The sequence below is a fragment of the Marinomonas pontica genome (assembly GCF_026191375.1).
Taxonomy (GTDB): domain Bacteria; phylum Pseudomonadota; class Gammaproteobacteria; order Pseudomonadales; family Marinomonadaceae; genus Marinomonas; species Marinomonas pontica.
The window spans coordinates 1-13,134 of the sequence record NZ_JAODTL010000005.1; the positions used below are offsets into that span (position 1 = coordinate 1).

Genomic DNA, 13,134 nt, shown 5'->3' on the forward strand with positions numbered 1-13,134 from the left:
ATAACGCCTTTGCTTAGCCCTGTGAACACTTCAGAACCTGGTAGGTTAACGGGTGCGGCACCGGCTGCTGCGAACACGCGCTGAACCAAACCTTCAGGAGCGCGAAGCTTCAAACCTTTTAGGTCTTCAACGCCATCAAGCGGCACGCGAGACACAAACGATTCCACACCGGTCGTAGAACCGCCAATGAATTTCACGCCATAAGGAGCGTAAAGTTCGTTCATTAGCTCGTAACCGCCACCGTAGTTAACGTATTGCAATAATTGCTGAGTGTTTGACCACGCACCAACTGTGTTACCAATTAGGCCAAAAGCGGGATCTTTGCCCGAGAAAAATTCGGTCGCTGTGATCTGGCCATCTAGGATGCCCATTTTTATGCCATCTAGGGTTTCAGTGTGTTTGAAAATACTGCCAACAGGAAGCAAGTCGATATGAACACGGCCGCCAGTCATTGTTTCGACGCGTTTCGTCCATTCTTTTTGTACTTGGAAGTTTTTGTCGCCCGCAGGATCAGAGGATTGAAACTTGAAGTTGTAATCCGCTGCGATTGCAGACGTAGATAGAATGCCGGCCATAGTGGCGGTCAATAGCGTGGTGCTGAATTTATTCATGGTATTGCTTCCCATTATTATTTTTTGAAAAAGCCATTAGTTAGAACGGTTTTTAAACGATAGCTTATCAGTTACGGAAAATGTTACCGGTAACTAAGGCGTAATGTTACCGATAACATTTTGCCTGAGTCAAGCCCCTTATTCATGCAATAACGTCGGTTAATGATAGATGATTGATATTTAAAGGGATCTTTTTTTGGGGCGAATCGACAGGAGCAACATCGCGATGCGGCAGCCTTGCTTTAGACATTGGTCTAAGAAGCGTTTTGTTGTCTATGATAAAAGCGCACACTCTGGACAATCGGTAAATGAGTTTGGGTCGCTGAACTCGCCTTAATGAGAATAATAAAATGGCCGCCATCGACATTCCTGAAGTTCATAAATTTATTGAAGCCACGCCGCCTTTTTCGAGCTTAAACTTGCTCGAACGTAAGCAGTTACTCACTGGCGTATCTATGCTGTATGTAAGGCAAGGCCAAACCTTGGCGTTAAAAGACGAAGCGGCCACTTTGCATCTGATTCGTCGGGGAGCGTGTGAAATCCGCACCCCAAAAGGTGGGCTGGTGGATCAAATTGCCGATGGGGAATGCTTTGGTGTGTCCAGCGTGATGGCGCAAAATCCAGACGGTTTGCAGGTCGTCGCGATGGAAGACAGCTTGGTGTATCGCTTTGACAAAGCGCATTTTATGGCACTGTTGGAAAAGAGCGAAGCGCTGGGTCTGTTCTTCGAGCACACACAACACAATCGCCTGCGCAAATTGTCTCGTAGTCAAAGCAACGAACTGGCGTCACCGGCGTTACAACTTTCTACCCCTGTGTCGAATATCATGACGCGCCAGCTGGTGTTGGCGACGCCGGACGAAACCATACAAACCATTGCCATGCGCATGACCGCGGCGCGGGTGAGTTCTATTTTGGTGGTGGAAAACGAGCGATTGCTTGGCATTGTGACGGATCGAGATTTACGTTCGCGCATTTTGGCGCTAGGCGGCTCAGCCGATTCTTTGGTGAAAGACACCATGACAGTGGATCCAGTCAATGTGCGCCCTGATGCGTTGGTGATGCAAGCGCAAACCATCATGAGTGAAAGCAACATCCACCATTTACCCATCGTGGACGAAGAGCAGCGCGCCGTCGGCATGTTAACCGCGGCGGACTTGCTGCGACATCAAGAGCTCAGTCCCTTACTTTTGATCAATCAAATTCATCGTCAACAATCCATTGAAAGCCTCGCCCGAGTCTGCAAACAATGGCCGACCTTGATCATCAATCTGATCGTCACCGACATGAAACCCGCCGATATCGGAAAAGTGTTGGCAACCGTGAGCGACAACCTGACGCGACGAGTGATTGAACTGGCCATGGACCAATGCGGCCCTGCGCCAATGGCCTTTCAGTTTTTGGTGTTTGGATCACAAGCAAGGCGCGATCAATCGTTGGGCAGTGATCAAGACAATGGTGTGATGTTAGAGCGCGAACCGACCGCAGAAGAAAACCACTATTTTGCGACGTTGTCGGACGTCATCTGCCAAGGGTTGGCGCTGTGCGGAATTCGTTTGTGTCCTGGCAATATCATGGCGAGCAATCCAGAATGGCGACGCACTCAGGAAGGCTGGCGAAAAGCGTTCGAAAAATGGATCAAAAGCAGTGCGCCAAGCGCATTACTGAATGCGAGTATCTTCTTCGACATCCGTTGTGTGTATGACAGCCGTCAGCTAACAGACAAAGGAGACAGCGAGGCCGTAAAAAGCTTAATTAAGAGCATGCAGCAATACGTTGCCCAAAACAGCGTGTTTTTAGCGACCTTGACGCGCAGCGCGCTGGTGACCAAACCGCCATTGGGTTTCTTTCGTCATTTTTTACTGGAATCGTCAGGTGAACATAAAAACCAGCTAGACCTGAAACACCAAGGCTTGGCGCTCATCAACGACGTCGCGCGCCTGTATGGCTTATCCTGCAAAACCTACCGAGCAGGCACCTTGGATCGAATCGAGCAAGCGATTCGAGAAAAACTCATCAGCGTTGACACCGCGCGTAACCTAATCGATGCTTGGGACAAATTAAACGGCTTGCGGCTTGAAGCGCAAAGTCGCCACTGGCAAGCTACGGGTAAAGCCAGCGCGTATCTGGATCCGAAAGACTTGAGCCCATTAGAGCGCAAACATTTAAAGACCACCTTTGGCATCATCAGTGATGTGCAAGACGTCGCCCAGCAGCGATTTTTAAGAGGTTACAGCTAAATGGCGTTTAATGTCCTACAGGCACTCACCGCGTGGAATGTGTCTCGCCAAGCGGCCAAGCGAGTGTGGTCGCAATGGGATTATCTCGTCTTGGACATCGAAACCTCGGGATTAGATTCCAAGCAAGATCACATCGTCAGCTTTGGTTGGGTGTGCATCCATAACGGGGTGATCGACCTAGATAGCGCGCGTCATATTGTATTGGACAGTGCTGAAATTGGCGACAATGTCGGCATTCACATGATCACCGATGCCGATGTGCGTCAGCAGGGCAAAAACAAGAAAGCGTACTGCGATACCTGAGGCAGCTCTTACGGGAACGTGTTTTGGTGATGCATCATGCGCCATTGGAATTGAGCTTTTTAAAGCAGGCGTGGCAAAACGAAACCTTGCCCGCGTTTTCCGCCAGTTGGTTAGACACCCTCGCTATTGAGCGCACCAAAGCCAACCGATCTCAACAACCCATTCAAGATGGCGGCTTTCGCCTTGGCGCCTGCCGAGAGCGCTACGGTTTACCCGAGTACCAAGGCCATGACGCGTTAACCGACGCCTTGGCCACCGCAGAGTTACTGCTTGCTCAAATTGCTTACCAAGGCCGCGACTGCCGGTTACAAGATTTAAAACAACTTGGCGGGGGAAGGGTCAGTTCGCGACGCGCTAAGGGAAACTGATCCTTGTGTTAGTAACCCTGAGCCACTAACTCCTAACTCCTAACTCCTAACTCCTAACTCCGAGCTGGTTGCGGTGACAGCCCCCAGTTCTCTTCTTTAGGCTCGGTGGCTAAGACTCTTGGGTTTTCCGACCAATGTATTAGGCTCATTTCGCCTCTGGCGGATTCGGTTAGGGCGGTGCAGTGTTCAACCCAGTCGCCGTCGTTGCAGTAGAGGATGTTGTCCTTTTGTTGGAACGAGGCGAAGTGGATGTGGCCGCAAATGTAGCCGTCGACTTTTTGGTTTTTGGCGGATTTGATGGCAGCGGTTTCGAAACGATCGATGAATTCTTTTGCTTTGCTGATGTGACTTTTTAAGTAACCCGCCAGTGACCAATACGGTAAGCCGATAAAGCGTCTCACGCCGTTTATCCATTGGTTCAGTGACAACATAAGCCCGTGGGCTTTGTCCCCGATGGCTAGCATCAGAGGGCTGATTTTTACCATCTGATCAAATTCATCACCGTGGCTTACGTGAAAGGTGCGCCCGTTGGCGGTTTTGTGACGCGCGTTGAGTTTGATCTCTATGCCCGACAAGGTTTGACCCGCGAACTGACGAAAGAAGGCGTCGTGATTGCCCGGAATGTAAATGACTTTGGTGCCGCATTTCGCCATTTTGAGTATGTGTTCAACGATGCGATGGTGAGCATCGACAAAGTAAGCTTTATGACGCATTTCTTGCAGGTCGATAATGTCACCGACCAGATACAAGGTATCGGTTTTGATGGTTTGCAAAAAATCGAGTAAGTGTATGGCTTGGCAAGATTTTGTGCCGAGGTGTACATCAGAAATGAAAACCGATCGAAATGTCGTCTGCATAAGCGCCTCCTAGACTGTCTAAAGTCAGAGTAAAGTGACTTTATGACAGACTTGTGAGGGCTTTGTGACAGTTCGGTCACAAGGAGATATTAGCAGGCTAGCTCTTGAGATTGGGCCTGTTGGTAAGGCTGCAAAAAGATGTGATTGCCGCCTTTTTGTTTGGCGGATTTTTTCGACTGCGCCGCCATTTCCGCCACTTGGTGATGGTTGTTGCATTGTCTTGGGTTGGGGTGAACCACGCCAATTGCGAGGCTCAGAAGTGGGTGAAATAGCACTTCGCCTTGACGGTTTTTGGTCCACACTCCCCCTTCTTGTAAGGTGTCTTCTGTGTAGAAAGCGCGTATTTGTTGGGAAAACTTCGTTAGGATGTCTTCGCATTGTTGCTGCCAATTGTCATCACCAAAGATCACCACAAAATCGTCACCGCCAATGTGTCCGATAAAGTTATTGTCGGGTAAGACCACTTCTTTTATCAAGGCGCCAACCAACTGTATAACTTCGTCCCCGATCGAATAGCCAAAAAAGTCGTTAAAGGGTTTAAAGTCGTTAAGGTCAAAATACGCGACATAGAAGTCTTCATTCGCTGACAAGCGGCGGCTGACCTCTCGATGAATTGGCACATTGCCCGGTAGCAAGGTAAGCGGGTTGGAGTAGGTGGCGTTTTGAATTTTTAATTCGGTGATGCGCTTGAGCAGGTCTTTTAAATGCCCTGTGCCAATGAATTTCCCTTCTCTGACGACAATGATTTCATTATTTAGCGTGTCGGCTTCTTGGTCGGTCATTTGGGTGGACACGCTGGATAAGCTCACGTTGCTTTCAACAATCAATACATCGGTGCTGAGCAAATTAGTCACGGGTTTGTGTTCGTATAATGCTCGGCCATACGGTGTAGAGAACAACTCGTGCAGCTGGTGACGACGTACTACGCCAAGAGGCTGCTGGCTGTTATTTAACACTGGAATAGCCACTAAATCAGGCTGCTTCTTAAAGAGCTGTGATGCGTCTTCTAGTAGGTTCTTTTCTTGTAAGTACGGTGTTGGGCGACACAATGTCTGCACAGTCTCGGAGTGATCCACCTGAAATTGTGAACGCCTCTGAGCCTGCTTTTGCAAATACGGGTGCGTGGAAAAAGCGGGGTTTTCCACTGGGCGACCAAGGAAGTAACCTTGGCCTAAGGTGACGCCTATTTCGATCAATTGATCCAGTTCTTGCTGCGTTTCTATGCCTTCGGCAATCAGGATGCAGTTGAGTCGTTGGGCGATGGTTAAAATAGAGCGCACGAACTCGCGTTTTATTTCGTCTTTGTCGATGCCTTGTATGAAATGCTTGTCGACTTTTACAATGTCGGGCTGCAATTCAGACCAGAGTTGTAACCCAGAATACCCCACACCTAGGTCGTCGATGGCGACTTGAAAGCCCATTTCCCGATAATGTTCGACACTGCTTCGTGGCAGCCCGTTGTGGTCGTATGGGTGTTGTTCGGACAGCTCAATGACGATGTCTTTTTGGTCTAACCCCAGCTCATTCAATATCGCGAGGGTCATGCCAGATTGGTGTTCTGGGGAACCCAAAAGGGACGCACTGACGTTGAGAAATAGTCGCCCTTTTAAGGCTAGCTTCGCGAATTTAGATAAGGCTTTTTCTCGACATAATAATTCTAATTTATGCAACTTGCCTTCTTGCTGAGCCACAGTGAATAGCGGGTCTGGCGAAAATAAAGCTGAGTTCATTGGGCCGCGCGAGAGTGCTTCGTGGCCGTAGATTTCACCGTTGTTCAAATCGTAGATAGGTTGGAAATATGGCGTGATTAACCCATTAGAAAGGATTTTTTCAAGCAAGGTAATGTTGTTTGTTGGGCTCATTATTTCTCTAATACTTCTTAATTGAACAAGGGGTACAGAGTGATTTTATGTCATATTTGTGACATTTTGATGACGGGTTTTAAGAGGAAAACGACGAAGTAATAAGTAATATAGGTAAAGTAAACGAGGTAAAACAAGAGGTCTAATAAGAGGAAGCCCCGTTACCGGATCGATTTTTTATTATTGCCTTTCGATCATCGGGAACATTGGGTTCTTTGTGTCGCTGCTTTGTTTGCGGCTGAAACGGCTATTTTGGGTTTTTGTTTAACGTGAGATAACGGTAACAGTCAGTTCAAATAAAGACGACAAAATACTATTTAACTTAGTGCTGAGACGCAGATTTCAAAGAACGTGAAGCGCTTAGGTTAGCAAAAAATGCTTTGACGCTCGCGGTCATTTTTTTAGCAATTTCAGCGTAATATTCACGGCGTAATTCGTAGGCTTTTTCTACGTAGTAGTCTGCATCAAGGTTGCCGAAGGCGTCGTATTTAAGATCGTTTTTCATAGTAAATCTCCTAAAAAGTGAAGTTGTATTCGATGTTGCTAATGATAGGATCTGACCAATCATTCAGCAAACGATCAATTTTCAGCTGATAGGTTAGAAAAATTCATCATATCGAAGGTTGGTTGCTCAGTACTCTAAATTTACCGGGCGGTACCCCTGCGGAGCGCTTGAAAAACCGCGAAAAATACCCCGGGTCTTTGAAGCCTAAGTCGTAACTTATTTCTTCCACCGAACGTGCTGTGTATATCAGGCTGCGTTTGGCTTCTAACAATACTCGGTCGTGAATTAAGTCGAGCACACTTTGGTTAAAGGTGGTTTTACTTAGGCGGTTTAAGCGGCTGGTAGAGGTGCCCAATGCGTCCGCGTATTGGTGGCTTGTCCAGTGTTCGCGATAGTGCGCTTCGATCAATTCTTTCAACTGATGCGCGTGGCTGGTTTCGGTTTTGTTGGTCGTGTTGTTGCTGTCATGACGGAACTGTCGGTACAGCAAAATCAGAATGGCTTTTATTAGATATTCACTCATTAAGGCCCGACCTTCACGAATCCGTGTCGATTCACTTTCTAGCTGCTGGATCAGCGGCCAGAGTTCAGAAAACAGGTTGCGATGGCCGTTAAAGTCTATGTAGCAAGGCTGGCTAAGCAAAGGTTTGATGAAGCTGGTGGCTTTTTCTTGATGGGTGTCTTCTAAAAGCGGTTCGGCAATGCTGATCACTCGGCCATCCGTGTCTGGTGCAAACCGAAAACCATGCACCACGCCTGCCGGTACTATGATGGCCCAGGCGCCTTGTAATTTGTGCTGTTTTTCGTCGAGTTGTACTTTTACTTCGCCCGATTTCAATATCAGAATTTGAAACAGCTGAGCATGGCGGTGCGGGGTTATTTTCCAACCAAGGTCACTGCTGCGGTATTCGATGTCTTCGATATGAAAAAACTCTGGGTCGTTGATCCAGCTGGATTCACCGTACAGACCGAAATGAGGGATCGTTGATTGCTTCATATTTTTCGTCGCTGTCTCTCTCAATGTACAGTATGTGCACTTTATTATTTTAATGATTCAATCTTATTGATTGGATGAAAATACGCCTTTTAAGCGGGTTTTATCGGCTAAAAACATAAAAAAATAACATTTTCAAACAGATTAGATGAATTTATTAAAGCACTCAAATGATCAAAAAGTACAATTTTTTGATCATAAATCACCTAACGTCTTGGTTTTTTATCTTTCATTATTGGCCTCATTCCTGTGCTGCTGGCTTTGGGCATAGAAAAATAACAATAAATTGGAGAAGAGATATGAAAACACAAGTTGCCATTATTGGTGCTGGCCCATCAGGTTTGTTGTTGGGGCAATTGTTAGCAAAACAGGGTATTGACAACATCATTATTGAACGTGTGTCCGGTGAATACATTCTTGGGCGTATCCGTGCCGGTGTATTAGAACAAGGCATGACGGACTTATTGCGCGAAGCGGGTGTTGGTGAACGCATGGATCGTGAAGGCCAAGTGCATCATGGTGTCGAGCTGGCGTTCAATAATAAGCGCGTCAAAATTGAGCTAGAAAAATTAACCGGTGGTAGCACGGTAATGGTGTACGGCCAAACCGAAGTGACCCGCGATTTAATGGACGCGCGTGACAGTGCGGGGCTAACCACTTATTACGAATCCAGTAATGTGGTGCTGCACGATGTGAAAAGCGATGCACCTTATGTGACATTTGAGCAAAATGGCGTCGAGCATCGTCTTGATTGTGACTATATTGCCGGTTGTGATGGCTTCCATGGTGTGTCTCGTCAAACCATTCCGGAATCGTCCCGTAAGGAGTACGAACGCGTGTATCCGTTCGGCTGGTTGGGTGTGCTGTCTGATACGCCACCGGTGAATGATGAGTTGATTTATTGTAAAACGGATCGCGGTTTTGCCATGACCAGCATGCGGTCTGCCACACGTTCTCGTTATTACCTTCAGGTTCCGTTAACGGACAAAGTCGAAAACTGGAGCGATGATGACTTCTGGACAGAGCTAAAGCGTCGTCTACCGGATGATGTGGCGGCAAAATTGGTCACCGGGCCAAGTATCGAAAAAAGCATCGCGCCATTGCGTTCGTTTGTGTGTGAACCGATGCAATACGGAAATTTGTTCTTAGTGGGTGACGCGGCGCATATCGTACCGCCAACCGGGGCAAAAGGGTTGAACTTGGCCGCGTCCGATGTGGCGACCTTGTATAAAGTGATGACTCGCGTTTACAAAGAAGGTGACAAAGAGTGTATCTCTCAATATTCTGACATTTGTTTACGTCGTGTTTGGCACGGTGAGCGTTTCTCATGGTGGATGACCAGTATGCTGCACGATTTTGGTCAGGGCGATGTGCACGATACGGATGCCGCTACGCATGAAAAATTCATGAGTTCGGAGCTGAATTTTTACACCGACAACGAAGAAGGTCGTCGCGTGATTGCGATGCAATACGTTGGTTTGCCTTACGAGGATTTGTCCTAAATAGCCATAACAAGAGATTGCACCGGAAATGTTATACCGTCGGCGGCAGTCTCTTGTTAGGTTGTTAATGAAACCGTTGTTTGGCTGGCGTGTTTAGCCGCAGCACTTTTTGTATTTTTTATTGCTTCCACAGGAACAGGGATCGTTACGCTGGGGTGTTTTTTCGACTATTTTGGTCGTGGGTTTATTCAGTACGATATCCAGCGCGGTAATATCTTCCGCTTTTTCACTGTCAATATGAATAATTGCGACTAAGTCGTTCGCTAATAATAGGGCGTTGATTTCACTTTCACGCTCGGTGCTTTGCACGTGTAAGATCAGCGGGTTTTCTTCACTGCCAGATTTTACGTTGGGTTTAGGCTGGTAGTTGCCTAGATTATGTTTACCCATGATATCGGGTCGACCACGATAGAAGAATTTAGACACTGCTGTTCCTAATGATGTGTAAAACCACTCACGGCGAGCGGTTTAATGGCGCGGAGTTTAGCAGAATTTGCCGTGTTTAGCGCGTGTCTTGAAAGCGCAGATTTTGGCGTTGATAGGGCCGTTTTTCAGGTGCATTTAGCAAGGCGCAACAGTGATTTCGACTAGGATAGCGGCGTTTTTGTTGTTTGGACGAGTCATTTTTGTCGATAAAAATGGGGGCTAAATGGCATTTTTTGATTTAAATTTGCGAAAAAATGAAAGGTGTTTGTCTCTTTTTAAATAACGGTTTTTTATTTTTTATTAATTTATATCAATAGCTTATGTCACGGTGTTTTGTTTTTGAATTGACTGAAAACGCTTCGTTTCTAAAAAAAACAATGTGGCTATCCAATTTTTCAATACCTTACATTTATAATCAATTACCTTTTTGAAGAGTGGCTTGCTAGTCTACAAAAACGCAGAAAGTTCTAAAAGTTTGGTTAATAAAAACAACATGACTACTTTGGAGTCGATCATGATAAAAATAATAAAGCATGCTGCCATTACGGCAGTCGCTGCTTCCGCAATTGTCAGTGTTCAAGCAAACGCATCCGCAGAATATACGTTGCGCTTTAGTCACTTTTTCCCAGAAGTTTCCGGTCCTAGTAAGGAATTGTTCCAAAAATGGGAAGAAGCGGTTGAGCGTGAATCAAACGGTCGCATCGATGTTCAGATTTACCCTTCTAGTACCTTGGCAAAGCCACCGGCTCAATACGATGCGGTAAAAAACAGCATTGCTGATGTGGCGGTTGCGGTTCAAGGCTACACAGCTAATCGTTTCCCATTAACACAGATTGTTGAATTACCAGGCGTGTCTCAAAACGCCGCGCAAGGTTCTTGTATCGTTCAATCCTTGTACGATGAAGGCCTTATCTCTAAAGAATACAGCCAAACCAAACCTTTGTTCCTATTTACACATGGACCAGGCGGTATCCACACCACGAATAAAGAAATCAAAGTGCCTCAAGATCTAGAAGGTCTTCGTATTCGTCGTCCAACGGCCGTAGTGGCGAAGCTTCTTGAAGGTCTTGGTGCTCAACCTGTAGGCATGCCAGCGCCAGATTCTTATCAGTCTGCGCAACGTGGCGTTATTGATGGGGTGGCTTTGCCATGGGAAGGTCAATATACCTTCCGTCTAAACGAATTGACGCAGTACCACACTGAAGTGGGCGGTCTTTACGCTCTGACGTTTATTATGACAATCAACAAATCTTTCTATAACCGCCTACCAGCGGACTTGAAGAAAGTGATTGATCATAACTCCGGTATCGAATGGTCTGAAAAAGCCGCGGCGGTATTTGATGATTTGGATGCGAAAGGTCGCGCTCAAGCTATTGAAATGGGTCAAAAGATCAATGTGATCGAAGGCGGCGCAGAGAATCCTTTGTGGAAACCTGTGCTTTACCAAGCGACAGAAGAGTATTTGGATGAGTTGCAGAAGAAAGGGTTACCTTCTTACAAAGTGTATGCTCGTGCAGTTGAACTATCTCAATCAGCTTGTAAATAATAATAGCTAAGAAATGATGACATCGCGGTAGTTGGAGAGTGTTAATGAAGGTAATAGCTCGAATCATAGAGCGTATCACGCATGGAATGCACTTATTGGGCGGAGTGTTTTTGATCGCTATGATGGTGGTTACTCTGTTAGACGTTTTCACCCGAGGTTTGTTCACGGTAACGAATGGTGCAATCGATTGGACCATTCTAGGTGGCATTGAGTTGGTGAAATACAGTTTGTTGTTTACCGTGCTCTTCATTCTGCCGCATTCAGTGAGCCGCTCACAGGTCATCGTTGACCTGTTTACTGAGCGGCTACAACCAAGAACCAAACAAGCATTGGAAGCAATGTATATTTTTTGCTTTGGTTTGATGGGGGTGGGGATGAGTTACAGCTTCTATCATCTGGTTGAAGAAGCCGCGATGACGTACGAAACCACTCAGGATTTGTTAATTCCATTGACGTATTTTTATGCGATTGCGTGTTTTGCAACCGCGATGCTGGCTGTTTCCGCAGTGATGCACACGTTTCAACTATTATTTTGCGGGAAGGCTAAATCATGAGTACTTCATTAATCGGTCTTATTTGTATAGCCGCCATGTTGTTGCTAATTGTGCTGCGCGCACCGATTGCTTTAACCATGGCGTTGGTCGGATTTGTTGGCTTTGGTTGGATCGTAGCGTTTGATCCGGCTGTTTCCATTTTAGCAAGCGGCCCATTTGAAACCTTGTCAAATTACAGCTTCAGCCCTGTTCCTATGTTCATCTTGATGGGGGTGTTTGCGTCAAAAGCAGGTATGTCCCAAGAATTGTTCCAAGGGGCGAGAGCCATGTTTGGTAGCTGGCGTGGCGGTATGGCGCTAGCGGCAGTGACGTCTTGTGGTATTTTCTCTGCCATTTCAGGTTCTTCTATGGCGACAGCGGCCAGTATGTCGCGAGTGGCTCTGCCAGAAATGGAGAAAAACGGCTACGCACCGACGCTGGCGACGGGCGTGCTGGCTGCGGGCGGTACGTTGGGTATCATGATTCCTCCTTCCATCGCCCTGTTGTTGTACGCTTTGATTACCGAACAATCGGTTGGCGCAATGTTTATTGCGGGGGTAGTTCCTGGTTTGCTTGGTTTGGTGATGTACGGTTTGACGGTGGCGGTGTTGGTGACTGTATTTCCTCATATTGCTCAACCAGGTAAAGCCACTACGTTAAAAGAGAAGTTCCTAGGGTTGAAAGGGCTGGTGCCTTTTACTGGCGTGTTCTTGTTTATCATCGGCGGTATTTACACGGGCTGGTTCACGCCAACAGAAGCGTCTGCCGTAGGCGCAGGGGCGACGTTGCTGATCGCTGTATTGCGAGGCATGCGCTTTGCTCAGTTCAAAGAAGCCGTAGGCGAGACATTGATTATGTCTGCGATGATCTTTTTTATGATCATTGGTGCTGAAATTTTCGGTTATTTCTTATCGGTATCACGCATTTCATTTTCATTGGTGGAATACGTAGACAGCTTGCACTTAGGCCCTTATATGGTGCTGTTGTGTGTACTGATCCTGTTTATGTTGTTGGGGTGCGTGATGGACAGTATTGCGATGCTGCTGTTAACCGTACCTGTGGTGTATCCGCTGATTGAAGCGGCAGGTTTTGATCCTATTTGGTTTGGTATTGTTGCGGTGATTACGGTAGAGCTGGGGTTAATTACCCCGCCTGTGGGGATGAACGTATTCGTTATCAAGTCGGTGGCCCCGCATATCTCCATTGGTGATATGTATAAAGGGGTTATGCCGTTTGTTATTTCGGATCTATTGCGTTTGGCCTTGATCGTGGCTTTCCCTGTCTTGGCGGTTGGTCTGCTGTAATGGTTTAACATGCTGTACTAAATGGCATGCAGAATAAAAAAGCGGCTCACTTCAGTATGATGAAGTGAGCCGTTTTTTTTGTT

Annotated in this window: 13 protein-coding genes; 7 read left to right on the forward strand and 6 right to left on the reverse strand. The window is 46.8% G+C overall.

From position 1 onward, the window contains the following. On the reverse strand, window positions 1-611 hold a 611-nt coding region (gene dctP / locus N5P32_RS00380), incomplete at its 3' end, for a TRAP transporter substrate-binding protein DctP (protein WP_265727230.1). A gap of 350 nt (window positions 612-961) precedes the next feature. Between dctP and N5P32_RS00385 the strand changes: the two genes are divergently transcribed. Genes N5P32_RS00385 through N5P32_RS00395 form a run of 3 tightly spaced genes read left to right on the forward strand, consistent with a single transcriptional unit; the run spans window position 962 to window position 3,522 of the window. Beyond that, window positions 962-2,851, forward strand: a complete 1,890-nt coding sequence (locus N5P32_RS00385) for a DUF294 nucleotidyltransferase-like domain-containing protein (protein ID WP_265727231.1) — start codon at window positions 962-964, stop codon at window positions 2,849-2,851. After that, window positions 2,852-3,154: a 3'-5' exonuclease gene (locus N5P32_RS00390; RefSeq protein WP_265727232.1), complete on the forward strand. Its 303-nt coding sequence runs from the start codon at window positions 2,852-2,854 to the stop codon at window positions 3,152-3,154. Next, window positions 3,151-3,522: a 3'-5' exonuclease gene (locus N5P32_RS00395; RefSeq protein WP_265727242.1), complete on the forward strand. Its 372-nt coding sequence runs from the start codon at window positions 3,151-3,153 to the stop codon at window positions 3,520-3,522. Before N5P32_RS00390 ends, N5P32_RS00395 begins: the two co-directional genes overlap by 4 nt. A 53-nt stretch (window positions 3,523-3,575) precedes the next feature. Here N5P32_RS00395 and N5P32_RS00400 read toward each other — a convergent pair whose 3' ends face one another. The 4 genes from N5P32_RS00400 to N5P32_RS00415 all read right to left on the reverse strand — a co-directional run bounded on the left by N5P32_RS00400 (window position 3,576) and on the right by N5P32_RS00415 (window position 7,743). Further along, entirely contained in the window at window positions 3,576-4,379 is an 804-nt protein-coding gene (locus N5P32_RS00400) for a UDP-2,3-diacylglucosamine diphosphatase (RefSeq protein ID WP_265727233.1), read from the reverse strand. 89 nt (window positions 4,380-4,468) lie between these two features. Continuing rightward, window positions 4,469-6,241: a GGDEF domain-containing protein gene (locus N5P32_RS00405; protein ID WP_265727234.1), complete on the reverse strand. Its 1,773-nt coding sequence runs from the start codon at window positions 6,239-6,241 to the stop codon at window positions 4,469-4,471. A gap of 322 nt (window positions 6,242-6,563) precedes the next feature. After that, on the reverse strand, window positions 6,564-6,746 hold the full coding sequence (locus tag N5P32_RS00410) for an RSP_7527 family protein (RefSeq protein WP_265727235.1): 183 nt from the start codon (window positions 6,744-6,746) through the stop codon (window positions 6,564-6,566). 106 nt (window positions 6,747-6,852) lie between these two features. Next, complete coding sequence (locus tag N5P32_RS00415; protein WP_265727236.1) at window positions 6,853-7,743, reverse strand: helix-turn-helix domain-containing protein; 891 nt, start codon at window positions 7,741-7,743, stop codon at window positions 6,853-6,855. Window positions 7,744-8,039: 296 nt separating this feature from the next. Here N5P32_RS00415 and pobA point away from each other — a divergent pair, with 296 nt between their 5' ends. Then, window positions 8,040-9,242: a 4-hydroxybenzoate 3-monooxygenase gene (gene pobA, locus N5P32_RS00420; protein WP_265727237.1), complete on the forward strand. Its 1,203-nt coding sequence runs from the start codon at window positions 8,040-8,042 to the stop codon at window positions 9,240-9,242. Window positions 9,243-9,335: 93 nt separating this feature from the next. Here the strand turns inward: pobA and N5P32_RS00425 are convergent, their stop codons facing one another. After that, complete coding sequence (locus N5P32_RS00425) at window positions 9,336-9,668, reverse strand: PBPRA1643 family SWIM/SEC-C metal-binding motif protein (RefSeq protein ID WP_265727238.1); 333 nt, start codon at window positions 9,666-9,668, stop codon at window positions 9,336-9,338. A 514-nt stretch (window positions 9,669-10,182) separates the two neighbouring features. Between N5P32_RS00425 and N5P32_RS00430 the strand changes: the two genes are divergently transcribed. The 3 genes from N5P32_RS00430 to N5P32_RS00440 are packed head-to-tail and all read left to right on the forward strand — an operon-like array spanning window position 10,183 to window position 13,051. Next, the gene (locus tag N5P32_RS00430) at window positions 10,183-11,214 is read left to right on the forward strand and encodes a TRAP transporter substrate-binding protein (protein WP_265727239.1); all 1,032 of its coding nucleotides are present in this window, start codon (window positions 10,183-10,185) and stop codon (window positions 11,212-11,214) included. Window positions 11,215-11,258: 44 nt separating this feature from the next. Next, window positions 11,259-11,768: a TRAP transporter small permease gene (locus N5P32_RS00435; protein ID WP_265727240.1), complete on the forward strand. Its 510-nt coding sequence runs from the start codon at window positions 11,259-11,261 to the stop codon at window positions 11,766-11,768. Continuing rightward, entirely contained in the window at window positions 11,765-13,051 is a 1,287-nt protein-coding gene (locus N5P32_RS00440) for a TRAP transporter large permease (RefSeq protein ID WP_265727241.1), read from the forward strand. The genes N5P32_RS00435 and N5P32_RS00440 overlap by 4 nt, the downstream gene beginning before the upstream one ends. Window positions 13,052-13,134: the final 83 nt, after the last annotated feature.

Coding starts and splice junctions, on each gene's coding strand:
- N5P32_RS00410 (WP_265727235.1), bottom strand. CDS start 6,746: ATGAAAAACGATCTTAAATACGACGCCTTCGGCAACCTTGATGCAGAC.
- N5P32_RS00405 (WP_265727234.1), bottom strand. CDS start 6,241: ATGAGCCCAACAAACAACATTACCTTGCTTGAAAAAATCCTTTCTAAT.
- N5P32_RS00440 (WP_265727241.1), top strand. CDS start 11,765: ATGAGTACTTCATTAATCGGTCTTATTTGTATAGCCGCCATGTTGTTG.
- N5P32_RS00430 (WP_265727239.1), top strand. CDS start 10,183: ATGATAAAAATAATAAAGCATGCTGCCATTACGGCAGTCGCTGCTTCC.
- N5P32_RS00400 (WP_265727233.1), bottom strand. CDS start 4,379: ATGCAGACGACATTTCGATCGGTTTTCATTTCTGATGTACACCTCGGC.
- N5P32_RS00390 (WP_265727232.1), top strand. CDS start 2,852: ATGGCGTTTAATGTCCTACAGGCACTCACCGCGTGGAATGTGTCTCGC.
- N5P32_RS00385 (WP_265727231.1), top strand. CDS start 962: ATGGCCGCCATCGACATTCCTGAAGTTCATAAATTTATTGAAGCCACG.
- N5P32_RS00415 (WP_265727236.1), bottom strand. CDS start 7,743: ATGAAGCAATCAACGATCCCTCATTTCGGTCTGTACGGTGAATCCAGC.
- N5P32_RS00435 (WP_265727240.1), top strand. CDS start 11,259: ATGAAGGTAATAGCTCGAATCATAGAGCGTATCACGCATGGAATGCAC.
- pobA (WP_265727237.1), top strand. CDS start 8,040: ATGAAAACACAAGTTGCCATTATTGGTGCTGGCCCATCAGGTTTGTTG.